This is a genomic window from Micropruina glycogenica, assembly GCF_900289045.1.
GTDB lineage: Bacteria > Actinomycetota > Actinomycetes > Propionibacteriales > Propionibacteriaceae > Micropruina > Micropruina glycogenica.
Window position 1 is genome coordinate 991,910 of the sequence record NZ_LT985188.1, and the last position, 16,208, is coordinate 1,008,117.

At 69.4% G+C, this 16,208-nt stretch carries 16 protein-coding genes and 1 pseudogene; 10 read left to right on the forward strand and 7 right to left on the reverse strand.

All coding sequences use genetic code 11. The features are described from left to right. Window positions 1–1,122 (forward strand): JmjC domain-containing protein, encoded by a 1,122-nt coding sequence (locus MPLG2_RS04640; RefSeq protein ID WP_105185133.1) that lies wholly within the window; start codon window positions 1–3, stop codon window positions 1,120–1,122. Then, window positions 1,119–2,000, forward strand: coding sequence for a sucrase ferredoxin (locus MPLG2_RS04645; RefSeq protein WP_105185134.1), 882 nt, complete (start codon window positions 1,119–1,121; stop codon window positions 1,998–2,000). The genes MPLG2_RS04640 and MPLG2_RS04645 overlap by 4 nt, the downstream gene beginning before the upstream one ends. A 91-nt stretch (window positions 2,001–2,091) precedes the next feature. Here the strand turns inward: MPLG2_RS04645 and MPLG2_RS04650 are convergent, their stop codons facing one another. From MPLG2_RS04650 to MPLG2_RS04660, 3 genes are read right to left on the reverse strand one after another with little or no spacing between them, the layout of a single operon-like run. After that, complete coding sequence (locus MPLG2_RS04650) at window positions 2,092–2,898, reverse strand: ABC transporter ATP-binding protein (RefSeq protein ID WP_105185135.1); 807 nt, start codon at window positions 2,896–2,898, stop codon at window positions 2,092–2,094. Beyond that, on the reverse strand, window positions 2,895–3,953 hold the full coding sequence (locus MPLG2_RS04655) for a FecCD family ABC transporter permease (RefSeq protein ID WP_231935805.1): 1,059 nt from the start codon (window positions 3,951–3,953) through the stop codon (window positions 2,895–2,897). The genes MPLG2_RS04650 and MPLG2_RS04655 overlap by 4 nt, the downstream gene beginning before the upstream one ends. Next, complete coding sequence (locus MPLG2_RS04660; RefSeq protein WP_231935806.1) at window positions 3,950–5,002, reverse strand: FecCD family ABC transporter permease; 1,053 nt, start codon at window positions 5,000–5,002, stop codon at window positions 3,950–3,952. The genes MPLG2_RS04655 and MPLG2_RS04660 overlap by 4 nt, the downstream gene beginning before the upstream one ends. A 65-nt stretch (window positions 5,003–5,067) precedes the next feature. Between MPLG2_RS04660 and MPLG2_RS04665 the strand changes: the two genes are divergently transcribed. Beyond that, complete coding sequence (locus MPLG2_RS04665; RefSeq protein WP_105185137.1) at window positions 5,068–6,072, forward strand: iron-siderophore ABC transporter substrate-binding protein; 1,005 nt, start codon at window positions 5,068–5,070, stop codon at window positions 6,070–6,072. A 72-nt stretch (window positions 6,073–6,144) separates the two neighbouring features. Next, complete coding sequence (locus MPLG2_RS04670; protein WP_105185138.1) at window positions 6,145–7,170, forward strand: ketopantoate reductase family protein; 1,026 nt, start codon at window positions 6,145–6,147, stop codon at window positions 7,168–7,170. A gap of 45 nt (window positions 7,171–7,215) precedes the next feature. Here the strand turns inward: MPLG2_RS04670 and MPLG2_RS04675 are convergent, their stop codons facing one another. Continuing rightward, window positions 7,216–8,130 carry a 5'-3' exonuclease gene (locus MPLG2_RS04675; RefSeq protein WP_105185139.1) on the reverse strand — a complete coding sequence of 305 codons (915 nt, stop codon included), beginning with the start codon at window positions 8,128–8,130 and terminating at the stop codon, window positions 7,216–7,218. 25 nt (window positions 8,131–8,155) lie between these two features. Between MPLG2_RS04675 and MPLG2_RS04680 the strand changes: the two genes are divergently transcribed. The 4 genes and pseudogenes from MPLG2_RS04680 to MPLG2_RS18315 all read left to right on the forward strand — a co-directional run bounded on the left by MPLG2_RS04680 (window position 8,156) and on the right by MPLG2_RS18315 (window position 11,826). Continuing rightward, entirely contained in the window at window positions 8,156–8,593 is a 438-nt protein-coding gene (locus MPLG2_RS04680) for an Lrp/AsnC family transcriptional regulator (protein WP_105185140.1), read from the forward strand. 28 nt (window positions 8,594–8,621) lie between these two features. After that, on the forward strand, window positions 8,622–10,193 hold the full coding sequence (gene lnt, locus MPLG2_RS04685) for an apolipoprotein N-acyltransferase (RefSeq protein WP_105185141.1): 1,572 nt from the start codon (window positions 8,622–8,624) through the stop codon (window positions 10,191–10,193). Then, window positions 10,190–11,011 (forward strand): annotated as a pseudogene (locus tag MPLG2_RS04690) (polyprenol monophosphomannose synthase); the annotation flags it as partial. The gene lnt and the pseudogene MPLG2_RS04690, both read left to right, overlap by 4 nt. Window positions 11,012–11,277: 266 nt before the next feature. After that, window positions 11,278–11,826 (forward strand): FxsA family protein, encoded by a 549-nt coding sequence (locus MPLG2_RS18315; protein ID WP_158680879.1) that lies wholly within the window; start codon window positions 11,278–11,280, stop codon window positions 11,824–11,826. A gap of 428 nt (window positions 11,827–12,254) precedes the next feature. Here the strand turns inward: MPLG2_RS18315 and MPLG2_RS04700 are convergent, their stop codons facing one another. The 3 genes from MPLG2_RS04700 to MPLG2_RS04710 form a co-directional block, all read right to left on the reverse strand. Next, complete coding sequence (locus MPLG2_RS04700; protein ID WP_105185142.1) at window positions 12,255–12,587, reverse strand: RNA polymerase-binding protein RbpA; 333 nt, start codon at window positions 12,585–12,587, stop codon at window positions 12,255–12,257. A 72-nt stretch (window positions 12,588–12,659) separates the two neighbouring features. After that, entirely contained in the window at window positions 12,660–14,009 is a 1,350-nt protein-coding gene (locus tag MPLG2_RS04705) for an MFS transporter (protein WP_105185143.1), read from the reverse strand. Continuing rightward, window positions 14,006–14,791: a glycerophosphodiester phosphodiesterase gene (locus tag MPLG2_RS04710; RefSeq protein ID WP_231935808.1), complete on the reverse strand. Its 786-nt coding sequence runs from the start codon at window positions 14,789–14,791 to the stop codon at window positions 14,006–14,008. Before MPLG2_RS04710 ends, MPLG2_RS04705 begins: the two co-directional genes overlap by 4 nt. A gap of 76 nt (window positions 14,792–14,867) precedes the next feature. Between MPLG2_RS04710 and MPLG2_RS04715 the strand changes: the two genes are divergently transcribed. After that, window positions 14,868–15,248 carry a GatB/YqeY domain-containing protein gene (locus MPLG2_RS04715; RefSeq protein ID WP_105185145.1) on the forward strand — a complete coding sequence of 127 codons (381 nt, stop codon included), beginning with the start codon at window positions 14,868–14,870 and terminating at the stop codon, window positions 15,246–15,248. Window positions 15,249–15,328: 80 nt separating this feature from the next. Continuing rightward, a complete protein-coding gene (gene pdxY / locus MPLG2_RS04720; RefSeq protein ID WP_105185146.1) occupies window positions 15,329–16,183 on the forward strand; it encodes a pyridoxal kinase PdxY in 855 nt (284 codons plus the stop codon). Window positions 16,184–16,208: the final 25 nt, after the last annotated feature.

Sequence of the window (16,208 nt, forward strand, 5' to 3'; positions counted from 1 at the left end):
ATGAACCCGCTCAGCATTCTGTCCGGCGACCCCGACACCTTCGTTCGCGAGGTGTGGGGTCGCCGGATTCTCGTGCATCACGTCGAGCCTGGTCTGCTCGAGGGCATCTTCGGCATCGACCAGGCCGACCACCTGATCACCGAGAACGCGCTGCGCACGCCTCAGCTGCGGCTGGCCAAGAGCGGCTCGGTGCTGCCCGAAGCGCGATTCACCAAACACGCCACGATCGCGGGCAAGCCGCTCACCGGCCTGGTCGACGCCCGCAAGGTGCTCGACGAGTTCGCAGACGGCGCCACCATCGTGTTTCAGGGGCTGCAGCGCTACTGGCAGCCGCTGCGCGAGCTCGTCCGAGGGCTCGAAGAGCAGTTGGGGCACCCCTGCCAGGCCAACGCCTACCTGACCCCGCCGGGTTCGCAGGGCTTCGCGCTGCATTCAGACACCCACGACGTGTTCGTGTTTCAGACGTTCGGGGCCAAGCAGTGGGAGGTGCATGACGCCGAGGGCGTCCATCAGGTCGACATGGTGCCCGGCGTGTCGATGTACCTGCCCACCGGCACCCCGCACGCGGCCCGCACGCAGGCCACCGCCTCGCTGCACGTCACGGTGGGCATTAACCGTTACGTGTGGCGCGACCTGCTCAAACGCGTCGTCGACCCCTTGCTGGCGGCCGCGGACGACCCGCTACCGGCGGCTCTGTTCGACGACCCCGAGGCCCTGGCCGCCGCCCTTCGCGACCGGTTGGCGACCTTCGCCGACGCCGTGCGTGACGCCGACGCGGCGGGCGTGGTCGCCACCCACGAACGTGCCTTCGCCACCGGACGGCAGCCGCTGCTCGGCGGCGCGCTACTCGACGTGCTGAACGCGCCCGGCATCGACGACGACACCCTGCTGCGCCGACGGGCGGGCAGCACGTGCCTGCTGCGTCCGGCGGGGGAGCGGCTGCATCTACTGCTGGGCGATCGCCGGGTCACCGTGCCGGCTCGCATCGAACCGGCGGTGCGCGAGTTGTTGGCCCACGACGAGCTGCGGCCGCGTGACCTGCACGACCACCTCGACGCGGCGGGCGCGATCGTGCTGACCCGGCGGATGGTGCGCGAAGGACTGCTGGAAGTCGTCCGATGACCGTGCGCTGCTCGGTGGCGAGTGAGCAGCGCGGCGAACCCCTGGCCGGCACGGCCTCGACGGTGCGGCACTTTCTGCTGCTGGAGGACCCGGGCCCGTGGGGGCCCGAGATTCTGCGCAGCCAACGCCTGCCGGGGCCGGTGCGTGAGCCGCTGCTGCACTGGCATCGCGAGTTGGGGGTGCGTCCGCTGCTGATTCGCCGGCCGGGCCGCTACCTCACCGGGCCCCGTCGCGTGTTCGTGATCAACGCCCGCTACGGGTGGTGCGAGACCACGACGGTCGACAACCTGGCCGAGGTGGCTCAGTTCGACCTCGACGGCATCGTCGGCGGGGCGGGTGTGGGGCTGAGCGCGCACCACGAGCCGGTGCTGCTGGTGTGCACCCACGGCCGGCACGACGCCTGCTGCGCCGAGCGTGGCCGTCCGCTGGCTGCGGCCATCGCCGCCCGGTGGCCCGATCTCACCTGGGAGAGCTCGCACCTGGGCGGTGACCGGTTCGCCGCCAACCTGCTGGTGATGCCGCAGGCGCACAGTTACGGACGGCTGACCCCCGACGAGGCCCCCGACGTGGTGGCCGACCACCTCGCCGGCCTGTTGACCCTGCCGCACTACCGCGGGCACTGCACGGTGCCCTGGCCCGAGCAGGCCGCGGAGCACGCGCTGCGCGAGCGCCTCGGTTTGCGCGAGGTGGACGCCGTGCGGGTGCAGCGGCTGCGCCGCGACGGCACCCTGTTCTCGGTGACGCTGTCGGCCGAGGGTCGCACCTACCGGGTGGACGTGCGGCATCAGGCTCGTCCGCCCGAATTGCTCACCTGCCACAGCACGGTGCCGTCCGGAGCGGTGAACTACGACCTGGTGGCGCTCACGCGGCTCAACTGACCTGGCGCGAGTTGGGGACGGTTCCTATAGCGCGCCACATCGGTCCGCACCACTAGATGTGGGGGTGGCGCGAGTTAGGAACCGTCCCCACTCAGCGCCACTCGCCGTCCGTCGGCACGATCAACGGCGTTCCCGAGACGGGGTCGGGCATCACCACGCAGTTCAGTTCGAACACCTCGCGCACCAGGTGTTCGGTCAACACCTCGGACGGCGCGCCGGTCGCGATCACCTCACCGGCCTTGAGCACGATCAGGTGAGTGGCGTAGCGGGCCGCCTGGTTGAGGTCGTGCAGCACCGCCACGATGGTGGTGCCGGCCCGATGCAGGCGGGCGAACAGGTCGAGCATCTCGATCTGGTGGGTGAGATCGAGGTAGGTGGTCGGCTCGTCCAGCAGCAGAATCGGCGTCTGCTGGGCGATCGCCATGGCCGCCCACACCCGCTGCCGCTGGCCCCCCGACAGCTCGGCCACCTCACGGGTGGCCAGTTCGGCCACGTTGGTGGCCGTCATCGCGTCGCGGACTGCGGCCTCGTCTGCGTCGGTCCACTGCCGCACCAGCTTCTGATAAGGGAATCGGCCACGGCTCACCAGGTCGACCACCGTGATGCCCTCGGGCGCGATGGACGACTGCGGCAACAGCCCCACGGTGCGCGCGAACTCTTTGGGCTTGAACGACGCCAACGACCGGCCGTCCAACGTGACCTCACCCGCGGCGGGCCGCAGCAGCCGCGACAGCGAGCGCAGCAGAGTGGATTTGCCGCAGGCGTTCGGGCCGATGATCACGGTGAACTCGTCGCCCGGCACGTCGACGCTCAACCCGGTGCTCACCACGCGCTGGTCGTAGCGCAGCGTGACGGACTCGGCGCGCAGCCGGCCGGGGGACGGGATCGATGCGCTCATGTGCGACGCCTCGCTTCTTGAATCAGCAGGGTGAGCAGGTAGAAGCCGCCCAGCACGACGGTGACGATGCCCACCGGCACGTCGACGGGCAGGGTGTGTTGTGCGATCAGGTCGGCGCTGAGCAGCAGCAGCGCCCCGATGAACGCCGACCCGGCGATCGGAATGCCGGCGCTGCCCGCCAGTCGGCGGGCCACCTGCGGCGCGGCCAGCGCCACGAAGGCGATCGGCCCCGTCGCAGCGGTCACGATCGCCACCAGGGCCACCGCGAACAGCACCAGCCCGAGGCGCGACCGTTCGACGTCGACGCCGTGTGCCGCAGCCGCGTCGTCGCCCAATTCGAGCTGCCGCAACTGCGGCACCAGCAGCAGCCCGGGCAGACACACCGCCAGGGCGATCACGGCGGGCAGCAACGTGCCCCAGTTCATCAACGACAGCGACCCCGCGCCCCAGATGGACGCCGCCATCGCTACTTCTTCTTGCGCCCGCAGCAGCAGAAACAGGTTCACCGACTGAAGCATCGCCGTCACGGCGATGCCCACGATGATCAGCCGAAAGCCCTGCATGCCGCGCCGGTAGGCCAGCAGGTAGACCACGACGGCCGTCGCCAGGCCGCCCACCAGGGCACCCAGCGACAGCGACACCGCGCCGGTGCCGATCACGGTCAACGCGATCAGGGCCCCGGTGTAGGCGCCGGTGGCGAAGCCGATCACGTCGGGCGAGCCCAGCGGGTTGCGGGTCAGCGACTGAAAGATCGCGCCCGAGATCGCCAGCGCGCCGCCGAACACCACCGCCCCCAGCACCCGCGGCAGCCGCCAGTCGCGCACGACGGTGGTGATGAAGCCGCCGTCGGTGGCGAACAGCGCCTGCACCACCTCGGCGGGCGAGAGCGGCAGGTCGCCGAAGCCGAGTGCGACAACGGCCAGCGCCAGCGTCAGCAGCACCGACGCCACCGCCACCACCACGCCGCGGCGCGGCACCCAGCCGCCGATCAGGGGCACCGGCAGCGATTCGGACCGCGGGTCGAGCGACGTCCGGTCGGCTAGCTCGGCGCTCACAGTTCACTCGCCCTGCGCCGCCGCACCAGCACGATCAGCACGGGCGCGCCGATCAGGGCGGTCACGATGCCCGCCGGCAACTCGCCGGGCGGCATCACCACCCGGCCCGCCACGTCGGCGAGCAGCAGCAGCACGGGCGCGGCCAGCACCGAGTGGGCGATGATCCAGCGCTGGTCGGGCCCCACGATCCAACGCACGGCGTGCGGCACCATCAGCCCGACGAACGAGATCGGCCCCGCCAGGGCGGTGGCGCTGCCGGCCAGCAGCATGACGGCCAACACCGCGAACACCCGGGTGCGCACCACGCGGGCGCCCAGGGCGGACGCCAGGTCGTCACCCAGGGCGATGGCGTTGAGAGACGACCCGATGGCCAGCGCGACACCAAGCCCGAGCAGCACCAGCGGCCCGGCCCACGTGAGCAGACCCACGTCGCGGTCGAGCAGCGAGCCCGACTGCCACGCCGTCATGCCGGCGAACCGCGCACGATCGGTCAGCACGATGGCACTGGTGATGCCGGCGAGCACAGCCCCCAGTGCGACACCGGCCAGAATGAGCCGCACCGGGCTGCCGCCATCTGCGCCCAGCGACCCGATGGCGTACACCAGCACCGACGCGCCGAACGCTCCGGCGTAGGCGAGCGCCAGGGTGCCGAACGAGCCGGTGACGCCCGCCAGACCGGTGCCGATCGCCATCGCGAACGCCGCGCCCGCGTTGACGCCCAGAATGCCCGGGTCGGCCAGCGGGTTACGGGTGACGGCCTGAATCAGGGCACCCGACACACCCAACGCGGCACCGGCGACCAGCCCGATCAGTGTGCGCGGCACGCGCAGGTCGTTGATCACCGACGCGTTGGCGCCGGTGTCGTTGCCCAGCAGAATCTGCAGCACCTCGGCCGGGGGAATGGCCCGCGTGCCGACCGCGAGGCTGGCCAGTACGGCCGCGGCCAGGGCCACCAGCAGCACCACGAAACCGCCTGCGCGGGCCGCTGGACTCGGTGTTTCGCGCGTCCCTTCGGTGGCGAGGCTCGGTCGCGGACGCACAGAGGTCACGCGCGTGATCATAGGCTAGCCTTACCTAAAATCTGCAACCGCAGCCTGCCGAGCAAAGGATTTTCATGCGTTTTCGCGCTCTCGCCGCCGCAATCGTGGCAACTCTCGCAGCGGGCCTGGCCGCCTGCTCGTCCGGGCCGGCCGCCACGTCGGCGGCGCCGGCATCGTCCGGTTCGGCGTCGGCGCCGGCCGATTCGGCCTTTCCGGCCACCGTCGCCACCAAGTTCGGCGGCGTCACGATCAACGCCAAGCCCACCCGGGTGGTGGCGCTGGGCTGGGGCGACGCCGAGACCGCGCTGGCGCTCGGCGTACAGCCGGTGGGCGCGTCCGACTGGCTCGGCTTCGGCGGTGAGGGCGTCGGGCCGTGGGCCAAGGGGCTGTACAGCACCGCGCCCACGCTGATCGGCACCATGGAGCCCGAGTACGAGAAGATCGCCGCGCTCAAGCCCGACCTGATTCTCGACGTGAAGGGCTCCGGCGACCAGGCGCGCTACGAACGGCTGAAGAGCATCGCCACCACCGTCGGCGTGCCCGCCGGCGGCGACAGTTACCTGACCAACGCGACCCAGCAGATGACGATGATCGCCACCGCCCTGGGCGAGAAGGCGAAGGGCGAGGAACTGCTCAAGCAGGTCACGGACGCCTTCGCTTCCGCCGCGGCCGCCCACCCCGACTGGAAGGGCAAGACGATGAGCGCCGTCACCAAGACCGCCGAAGGCTGGGGCGCCTACATCGAGGGCAGCGAGCGGGTCACGTTCATGCAGAACCTCGGCTTCGTGCAGAACCCGCGGATCGCCGCGTCGAAGGCCAACGCCACCGGATTCTCGGTCACCCTGTCGCCCGAGAACCTCGACCAGGCCGACGCCGACGTGATCGTCGCCTTCCCGATCTTCATCAAAACCGATCAGCTCACCGGCGACGCGGCCTGGAAGGCGATTCCCGCCGTGAAGGACGGCCGGGCCGTGGTGATCGACGGCGACCTGGCGTCCGCCTACTCGTTGGGCACCACGTTGGCCACCACCTACGCCATCGACCAGTTGGTGCCCAAGCTCGAGTCCGTACTCAAGTAACCCCGCACGCCTGCTGCGGCGCTCGGGCGGGTCTGCTTGCCGTCCGGGCGCCGAGCCGGGAGAGTCCTACCCATGAAGTTCCTGTTTCTGGGCGCGGGCGCGATCGGCACCTACGTGGGCGGCAGCCTGGCCGCCGCGGGTGACGAGGTGACGTTCATCGAACGTCCAGAAACCGCGGCCGTGATCGCCGAGCACGGGCTCAAGGTGCACACCGCCGACACCACCCGCGTCGTGCGCGACGTCACCGTGCATGGCAGTGCCGCAGAGGCGCTGGCCCACGGGCCCTACGACATCGGCGTGTTCGCGCTGAAGTCGTTCGACACCCAGACCGCCCTCGACGAGCTGCTGGCCACCGGGTACGAGGTGCCCACCATCTTGTCGTTGCAGAACGGCGTCGACAACGAACCGACCATCGCGGCCACCCTGGGTGCCGACAAGGTGATCGCCGGCACGGTCGCCACCGCCGTCAGCAAGCCGGGCGTGGGTGAGGTGGTCGAAGAGAAGCACCGCGGCATCGGCGTGGCCCTTGGCCACCCACTCGCTCAGCCGCTGGTCGAGGCACTCGACCGCGCGGGCCTCTCGGGCAAGGCGTTCGACGACGCGCCGTCGATGAAGTGGTCGAAGCTGCTCACCAACCTCACCGGCAACGCGACCTCGGCGATTCTGGACGAAACCGTCGCCGAACTCTTCGCCGACAAGCGCAGTTACACCATCGAAGTGGCCGTGCTGGCCGAATGTCTGGCGGTCATGAAGGCCAAGGGTTACCGGGTGGTCGACCTACCGGGTACCCCGGTGCGCGCCCTCGCGTGGGCCACCAAGCTGCCACGCTTCATCGCCCAGCCGGCCCTCACCAAAGCCCTGGGCGCCGGCCGCGGCGACAAGATGCCCAGCTTTCACATCGACCTGCACGGTGGCCGCGGCCGCACCGAGGTCAGCTTTCTCAACGGCGCCGTCGCACGCGGCGGCGAACAGGCGGGTGTGCCCACCCCCGTCAACGCGCTGCTCACCGACACCCTCGAAGCACTCAGCGCCGGCGAACTGCCGCTGGATGCCTACCGGCACGACCCGGACGCCCTGCTGGCGCGCCTGGCCCGCTGAACCGAAGGAACCGTCCCCTGAACCAACGGGGACGGTTCCTTCGGTTCACGCGTTCAACGCCAGCGCCGCGACGATCCGCTCCGCCGGCCCGCCCAGGTTGAGCAGGTCGGCCAGTTCGGCGAACACCTCGGGCTTGGCCGGTTCGGTGGGCAGCAGCAGGTCGGCCTCGGTGACGTCCAAAGGTACGTCGGTGCGCACCCGCACCACTTCGCGCGCCGGCCCCAGGTAGTCGATGCCGGCGCTGAGCCGAGCGGTGAGGGCGGGGGAGAGCTTCTTGGCCGAGGCCGCCGCCAGCACCCCCTCGAGGTCGCCGTGGTCGGCGATCAGCTTCGCCGCGGTCTTCTCGCCGATGCCGGCGACACCCGGTAGTCCGTCCGAGGCGTCGCCGCGCAGCGTGGCGAAGTCGGCGTAGCCGGCGCCCCCGATGCCGTACTTGGCCACCAGTGCGGTCTCGTCGAACACCTCGTGGTTGCGGACGCCCTTCACCACCGACAGCACGCGCACCGAGCGGGCGTCGTCGACGAGTTGAAACAGGTCGCGGTCACCGGTGATCACCTCGACCGGCATGGACGAACGCGCCGCCAGGGTGGCGATGACGTCATCGGCCTCGAACCCATCGGCGCCCACCACGGCGATGCCGAGCGCGTCCAGCACGGCCAGGATCAGCGGCACCTGCGGCGTCAGTTCGTCGGGCACCACTTCGACGTCGCCGGCCAGCACCCGGTGCGCCTTGTACGTCGGCACCAGTTCGACCCGCCAAGCCGGACGCCACGAGTTGTCCCAGCAGGCGGCCGCGTGGGTGGGTCGGTAGTCGGTGATGAACCTGGCCATGAAATCGAGCAGGCCGCGCACGGCATTGACGCTCTGCCCGTCCTGCGCCCGAAGGCTGCCTGGCAAGCCGAAAAAAGCCCTGAAGTACAGCGATGCCGTGTCGAAAAGTTGCAGATTCGGCCGGTTCATCCGCACATAGTGACACGATTACGTCATGGAGAGCACGGACCGCCAGATACTCACGTTGCTGGCCAAGGACGGGCGCATGTCGTACACCGACATCGGCCGCGAAACGGGCCTCTCGACCAGCGCTGCCCAGCAACGGGTGCGCCGGTTGGAGCAGCGCGGGCTGATCACCGGTTACCGCGCCGAGATCAGCGCCGAGGCATTGGGCCTTGTGCTGACGGCTTTCATCGCGTTGAAGGGCTCGGACCCCGCCACCGACGACCAGATTCCCGAGCGGCTCGCGCACCTGAACAACATCGTGTCGTGCTACTCCGTGGCCGGCGACGCCAGCTACATACTCATCGTGCAGGTCGAAACCCCGGCCGAGCTCGAGGCGCTGCTTGCGCAGATTCGCATCGCCGCCGGAGTGTCGACGCTGACCACGCTGGTGCTGTCGGTGCCGTACCGCGACCGGGTCGTGCTCTGAGGTCCGCGGCGCTGGGTAGCATTCCTGGGTGACCGACCGCCTGCACGCCCTGCCGTGGTGGGTGCGCGGTTCACTGGCCGGCCTGACCGGCGCGACCGCCTCGCTCGGCTTCGCCCCTGTGGGTTGGTGGCCGGTGCTGATCGGTTGTGTCGCGGCCTTCTCACTGCTCGCCATCACCGCTCCCGGCTGGCGGCAGGCCGCCCTCACGGGCCTGTGTTACGGGCTGGGCCTGTACCTGATCGCTATTCGCTGGCTCAGCGTGATCTTCACCGAGGCGATGCTCGGCCTGGCCGGTCTCGAAGCCGTCTTTCTGGCCGGTCTGGCCCTACTGCTTCGGTTGGCCGGACGCTCCCGCTACTGGCCCCAGCTGGCCGCCGGCTGCTGGGTGCTCACCGAGTACACGTTCTCGAATCAGCCGTTCGGCGGCTTTCCCTGGTTGCGCCTGGGCTACACGGTGATCGACTCGCCGCTGGCCGGTGTGCTGCCACTGGTCGGCGTTCCGGGGGCGACGTTCGCCGTCGCCCTGGTGGCCCAGCTGCTGGCCTGGACGGTGCTGAGCGCGCAGGGCCTGCGGCGTCGAGCGCTGGGTCTGGGCACCGCCGTCGTCGTGCTGCTCAGCGGCACGTTGGGGCTGCTGGTGCCGGCCGGCACCGAGACCGGCACCGTCTCGGTGGGCTACGTGCAGGGCAACGCGCCCGGCGGGGGCGTGTACGGTTTGGGCGCCCCGCGCACCCTGACCCGCAACCACGTGGCCGAAACCGAGCGCTTGGCCGCCAAGATAGCCGCCGGTGAGGTGGCCAGGCCCGACTTCGTGGTCTGGCCCGAGAACGGCACCGACATGGACCCGTTCACAGACACCCTGACGAATCAACTGGTCAAACAGGCCGTGGCTGCGGTGAACGTACCCATTCTGATCGGCACCATCACCGACGGACCCGGCCCCAACGAGCGGCAGACCGCCGCGATCGTGTGGGATCCCGTCACCGGCGCTCAGGCCCGCTACGACAAGCGCAACCTGGTGCCTTTCGGCGAATGGGTGCCGTTGCGTGGTCTGCTCGAACCGCTCTTTCCGGTGGTCGCCTACGTGGGCGCCCAATCGATACCCGGCACAGGGCCGGGCGTGCTGAACGTCCAGCTGCCCGACCGCACCGTCGCGGTCGGCGACCTGATCTGCTACGAGGTCGCCTACGACGCCACCGTGCACGACACGGTGCTCGGGGGTGCGCAGATCAACGTGGTGCAGAGCAGCAACGCCATGTACGTGGGCACCACGCAGGTGCCGCAGCAGTTCGCGATCACCCGCACCCGGGCGGCTGAACTGCGCCGAGACGTGCTGGTCGTCACCACCACCGGCACCTCGGGGCTGATCAGGCCGGACGGCTCGGTGGCGTTCACGCTGCCCGAGTTTCAGCCGGCCTCGGGTGTGGTCGAACTGCCTCTGCGCAGCGGACTCACGCCCGCGGTATGGCTGTCGGGTTGGCTCGAACTGGGCGGCAGCCTGATCACCGTGGCCGCTCTCGCACTCCTGGTGGTTCGTGGCCGGCGACGTGAACCGGTGCGGCAGAATGGTTCGGACGACCCGATTCAGGAGACCCCGTGACGCAACCCGCGAGCAACACCGCTACCACGCCCGACTGGGCCGAACTGGGCGCGGTGCTCGTCATCATTCCCACCTACAACGAGGCCGAGAACATCGGCCCGATCGTGGCCCGCCTGCGCGCGGCGGTGCCCGATGCCGACGTGTTGATCGCCGACGACAACTCACCCGACGGCACCGGACGGCTCGCCGACGACCTGGCCGCCGCCGACGATCACGTGCATGTGCTGCACCGCAAGGCCAAAGAGGGCCTCGGCGCCACGTACGTGGCGTCGTTCCGCTGGGGTCTGGAGCGTGGTTACGGCGTGCTGGTCGAGCACGACGCCGACGGCTCGCACCAGCCCGAGCAACTGCCCAGCATGCTGCGGGCGCTGCGCACCGCCGACATGGTGAAGGGTTCGCGCTGGGTGCAGGGCGGATCGGTGGTCAACTGGCCGTGGCACCGCAAGCTGCTCAGCCAGGGCGGCTCGCTGTGGTCGCGCACCCTTCTCGGCCTGCCGATCAAGGACGTCACCGGCGGCTTCACCGCCTTTCGCGCCGACACCCTGCGCGGTATCGGCTTGGACGGCATCGAGTCGGCCGGCTACGCCTTTCAGGTCGACCTGGCCCGCCGGGCGGTCGAGCACGGCTACACCGTCGCCGAGGTGCCGATCGAGTTCATCGAGCGCCAGCGCGGCGATTCGAAGATGAGCGGCGGCATCGTGGCCGAGGCCATGCTGCTGACCACCCGCTGGGGGCTGGCCAAGCGCACCCACCAGTTCGCCGACTGGCTGGGCTACGCCAAAGACAACGCCACCCTGGCCGGCGAGGTGGGCGACAAGGTGGGCCCCGGTGTGGCCAAGTACGCCGAGCAGGCCCAGCACGTCGCCCACGACGTCACCGACAAGGTCGTCGCCGAGGCCCAGCGGCTCAGCCGCGAGGTGTCGAAGCTGGCCGCGGAGGCGTCCGACCAGCTCGGCCCCGAGGTCGAGAAGTACGCCGCGCAGGCCAGCCACGCGGTGGCCGAACTGACCGAACGCATCAAGGCTCGGGTCGCCGACACGTCGAAGGGTGGCCCGCAGGGGTCCAACCCGAAGGACAGCGACGCGTGACCACCCCGCAGCAGCCCCGCGCGCGCCGGCCCTGGCTGGCGCCGCTGCTCCTGGTGTTCTTCATCACCGTTCCGATCATCGAGGTGTGGCTGCTGGTCGCTGTGGGTCAGCGCATCGGGGCCCTGCCCACCATCGGGTTGCTGATCGCCGAGGCGTTTCTCGGTGCGTGGCTGATGCGGCGCGAAGGGTCGAAGACGTGGCGGGCGCTCAACACCGCGATCACGACCGGCAAGCTGCCCACGGGCGAAATGCTTGACGCCGTGCTGGTGATGGTCGGCGGCGTCATGCTGATGCTGCCCGGCTTCTTCACCGACATCTTCGGGCTGATCTTTCTGCTGCCGTTCACCCGGCCGATCGCCCGCAACCTGCTGCACCTGTTCATCGCCCGCCGAGCGGCACGCTCGGGCCTCGATTTGGACGTCATGCGGGCCAAGGTCGAGCGCGACACCCTGATTCGTGGCGAGACCGTGCCCGACGACGCGCCGCGCAAGGATCCTGAGCCCCCGTCGGATCAGATCGTGATCAAGGGCGAGATCGAACCCTGAGCGACCCGTCGGTCGAGCTTGTCCAGACCCATTCCCGCGCGAGATTGCGTCCGATTTGGGGGGCCGCTCGCCTCAGTACGCGTGACTGCCCCTCAACTCGGACGCAATCTCGCGAGGGTTTGCTCAACCCTGGCTTCTGCGGGGCTCGTCAGCACCCAACTTCTCTGTCATCCCGGCGGACGCGGGCATCTCGTACGGGGCTGGCCCGCGATTGCGCGTTCCGTCCTGTGGCATGGCAGTGCGGAGATTCCGGCGTTCGCCGGAATGACGGTAGACCTGCACGTGTCAAGCGGAGCGGGGGCGCCCCTGTCAGGGTGTGGTCGGGCGTTTGCGCACTGCGAGGCGCTAGCCGAGCAGTTCAGCAGGGGCGGGACAGGGGCGCCTCCGCTCCGCGGCAACAGAACGCAACCAAGCGACCAGCGGGAGCCTCAGTCGTTGCCGCGGATCTCGTCCAAACGTTCGGCGAGCAGTTCCTCGAGCTCTTCGATCGAGCGGCGCTCGCGCAGCATGTCCCAGTGGGTGCGGGGCGGTTTGACCTCTTTCGCCTCGGGTTCGACGCCGTCCGACCGGCGCGCCACGGCACCGCAGCGCGGGCATTCCCACGCGGTGGGCAACTCGGCCTCTTCGGCGAAGGTGATCGAGAAATGATGGCCCTTGGGGCAGTCGAAACCGATGTCTTGACGGGCTGCGAACTCGACTCCCGCGCCGTCGGCGAAGCTCTTCGAGCCCAACCCGGACCCGCGCAACGATCGTTCAGCCATGCCTCTCCCTCCGCCGGACGGCCGGGGTGACGGCCGTACCGTCCCCCAAGCTACTCCGTGTGACCAAGCGGTTCACAAGACCTTGGGTAACACGTTTCCGGCCTCGAGTATTCCCTTGCGCATGTCGACCCTGGTCAGTAACAGCCCGCCGACAAGGAAGAACACCACCAGAGCGAGAATCGCGAGACGGTAGCTCTGGCTGAACTGAAAGACCAGTGCGAAGCTCAGCGTGCCCAGCCAACTCGTGCCCCGTTCCATCGCCTGATAGAAGCTGAAGTATTCGGCCTCGCGGCCCTTGGGCACCAGTTGTGAATACATCGACCGGCTCAGCGCCTGCGTGCCGCCCATCACCAGGCCGATCGCGGCCCCCAATGCCAGCAACGCGACGAACACCCCCGCCGGCAGAAAGAACGCCACGGCCACCACGGCGAACCAGATCACGATGCCGATCAGCACGGTGCGTTTGGCGCCCAGCACACCGGCCACCCGTCCGAACAGCAAGGCACCGCCGAACGCGACGAACTGGGTGAGCAGAAACGTGATCATCACCTGCGAGGTCGACATCTGCAGTTCCGACTGCGCGTACAGGCTCGACTGGCCGATCACGGTCTGAATGCCGTCGTTGTAGAACAGGTAGGCGGCCAGAAACAGCAGCGTCTGCGGGTAGTTGCGCAGGTCGGCGAAGGTGTTGGCCAGTTGGCGCACCGGGTTGGTGCGCACCGTTGCTCGCGCCTGCAGACCGTCCAGGGCGCGGGGTGGCAGCGACCGCAGCCCGATCACCGGAATCAGCGTGAACAGCCCCCACCACAGCCCCGCCGACAACAGGCTCAGCCTGATCGCCAGCCCGTAACTGATGCCCAGCGACTCATACGCGGTCATCGTCACCAGGTTGATCGCCAGCAGCAGCCCACCGCCCAGGTAGCCCAACGCCCAGCCGCGACTCGACACCCGGTCGCGGTCGTCGGGTTGGGCGATGCGCACCAGAATGCCGTCGTAGATCACCTGGGACGCCCCGACGCACACGTTGGCGACGATCATCAGCACCGCGCCGAGCTGCCAGTTGGTGTCGGCCACGAAGAACATCGCGGATGCCGCTGCAGCGCCCACCCAGGCCAGGCCCCCCAGCCACCACTGCGGGTGCTTCGACCGGTCGGCGATCACGCCGATGATCAGCAGCGCGACCAGGCTGAGGATCGTCGAGATGGTGACCAGAAAGGGGTGTACAGCACCCGGCAGCACAGCGAAGCCGAGCAGGTTCACCGGCGTGCTGCACACCTCGCCTGCGGACAGGTCGGGGCAGGCGGCCCGCGTGGCGATGCTGGTGAGGTAGGGCCCCAGAATCACCGTGGCGGTCGTGGTGACGTAGGCGGAGTTGGCCCAGTCGTACCAGTACCAGGCGCGCTGCTGCCGGGTGCTCTTCATCGGTTTCCTTCCCACAGGTCGCGCTCGATCAGCACGTCGCGCAACACGTCGATGCGGTCGCTGACCAGGCCGTCGACACCGAGGTCGATCAGCCGGTGCATCTCCTTGGCCTCGTTGACGGTCCAGACGTGCACGACCCGGCCCGCTTGGTGCGCCGAGCGGACGAGGCCGCGAGTCACCACCGGCAACCGGTCGTGCCAGGCCCGCACCGGTATCTGCAGCGCCACACCGGGGGAGCGGACGAGCCGGCGCACGCCGGGCGCGTACGCGCGCAGGGCGATGCCGGGCGCTCCGACGCTGGTGGCCACCCGTCGTCCGGCCAGTCGACGAAAGGCGCTGAGGCGGGCCTGCGAGAACGACCCGACGCACACCCGGTCGTGCGCCCGATGCGCGTCGATCGCACGGGCCAGGGGTTCGACGGCCCGGGCCACCTTCAGGTCGATGTTGAACCGGGCCTCGGGCAGGGTCTCGAACAGTTCGTCCATGGTGACGATCGGGTCGGTGCCGGCCACCCGCAACCTGCTCAGTTCGTGCCAGGGCAGGGCTTCGGGCGCGCCCCGGCCGTCGGTGACGCGATCGAGAGTGTTGTCGTGAAAACTGAACAACACCCCGTCCGACGAGGTGTGCACGTCGGTCTCGAGGTAGCGGTAGCCGTACTCGACGGCGCTCCGAAAGGCGTGCAGGGTGTTCTCGCGGGGCTGGTCGTCGGGGCAGAGGTAGCCGCCCCGGTGGGCCAGTGCGGCGAACCGGGTGTCGAAGTAGCGGTAGTCGCCGGCCTGCACGCGCCCCAGTATGCGCGAGGGCACGGACGCTGTCACGCATGGTGCGCAGCGGGTGTTCCGGTTCATAATCGGTGCCATGACGGACACCTCAGCACCCATTCGTCAGGCCCTGCGCGACGCGCTTCCGGGGGCCATGAAAGCGCGCGACACCCCGAGTCGCAACGCGATTCGATCGGCTCTCGCGGCCATCGAGAACGCCGAGGCCGTCTCGGTCGAGCAGCCAAGTGCCGGCGGTGGCTCGCTCGTCACCAGCGAACACGTCGCGGGCACGTCCGTCGGGGTGGGTGCGGCCGAGGCGCCGCGCCGCGAACTCGACGAGGAGCACGCGCTCGAGATCGTCAGTGCCGAGCGTGACGAACGGCTGTCGGCGGCCGCCGAACTTCGTGCCGCCGGCCAGGAGCAGCGAGCGGCCGACCTCGAAGCGGAGGCGGCCGCGTTGGACGCCTTCTTGTGCTGACTAGGCGACTCGGCGGCTGCCCCTGACCGGTGAGTGCACGAGTTTTCGGTTGCGGCTCGGCTGGGCCAGACTATGGGCTCGTGACTACGATCCTTTCGATCCAGTCGTCTGTCGCCTACGGCCACGTGGGCAACAGCGCGGCAACCTTTCCCCTCATGCGCTCGGGCATCGAGGTGTGGCCGGTGCTCACCGTCCACTTCTCGAACCACACAGGCTACGGTGAATGGCGCGGGCCGCTGCTTGCCGCGTCAGAAGTGGCCGAGGTGATCCGGGGCATCGACGAGCGTGACGTGCTGGGCCGGGTGGACGCCGTGCTGTCGGGCTATCAGGGTGCCGAAGAGGTTGGTGCGGTGGTGCTCGACGCCGTCGAGCTGGTGAAGCAGCGCAGCCCTAAGGCCATCTACTGCTGCGACCCGGTGATGGGCGACGTGGGCCGAGGCTTCTTCGTGCGGCCGGGCATTCCCGAGTTCATGCGCGACCGGGTGGTGCCGAAGGCCGATATCGTCACCCCCAACCACTTCGAGCTCGACTTTCTCACCGGCCACGAAAGCCACACCCTCGATGCGGTGATCGACGCCGCCCACGCCCTGCGCGTCAGGGGACCCGAGACCGTGTTGGTCACCTCAGTGGTGGTCGACGGCACCGCCGACGACGAGTTGACCATGCTGGCCGTCACCGGCGAAGGGGCCTGGCAGGTGGTCACCCCCCGGCTCGACCGCATCTTCACGGGCTCGGGCGACCTCACCGCGGCCATGTTCCTGGCCAACTACCTGCGCAGCGGCTCGGCCGCAGAGGCGGTCGGACAGACCGGCGACATCGTCTACTCGGTGCTGAAACAGACCAGCGAATCGGGGCTCAGCGAACTGCAACTCGTGGCCGCGCAAGACGAGATCGTCTCTCCGACCTACCACTTCGACGTCACCCAGGTGCGCTGACCCAGAATCAGGGGACGGTTCCCCT

Bases quoted from the DNA above. Each gene is read 5' to 3' on its own strand.
- MPLG2_RS04665 (WP_105185137.1), top strand. From the start codon at position 5,068: ATGCGTTTTCGCGCTCTCGCCGCCGCAATCGTGGCAACTCTCGCAGCG.
- MPLG2_RS04715 (WP_105185145.1), top strand. From the start codon at position 14,868: ATGACGGACACCTCAGCACCCATTCGTCAGGCCCTGCGCGACGCGCTT.
- MPLG2_RS04705 (WP_105185143.1), bottom strand. From the start codon at position 14,009: ATGAAGAGCACCCGGCAGCAGCGCGCCTGGTACTGGTACGACTGGGCC.
- MPLG2_RS04680 (WP_105185140.1), top strand. From the start codon at position 8,156: ATGGAGAGCACGGACCGCCAGATACTCACGTTGCTGGCCAAGGACGGG.
- MPLG2_RS04640 (WP_105185133.1), top strand. From the start codon at position 1: ATGAACCCGCTCAGCATTCTGTCCGGCGACCCCGACACCTTCGTTCGC.
- MPLG2_RS04700 (WP_105185142.1), bottom strand. From the start codon at position 12,587: ATGGCTGAACGATCGTTGCGCGGGTCCGGGTTGGGCTCGAAGAGCTTC.
- MPLG2_RS04650 (WP_105185135.1), bottom strand. From the start codon at position 2,898: ATGAGCGCATCGATCCCGTCCCCCGGCCGGCTGCGCGCCGAGTCCGTC.
- MPLG2_RS04670 (WP_105185138.1), top strand. From the start codon at position 6,145: ATGAAGTTCCTGTTTCTGGGCGCGGGCGCGATCGGCACCTACGTGGGC.
- MPLG2_RS04645 (WP_105185134.1), top strand. From the start codon at position 1,119: ATGACCGTGCGCTGCTCGGTGGCGAGTGAGCAGCGCGGCGAACCCCTG.
- MPLG2_RS04675 (WP_105185139.1), bottom strand. From the start codon at position 8,130: ATGAACCGGCCGAATCTGCAACTTTTCGACACGGCATCGCTGTACTTC.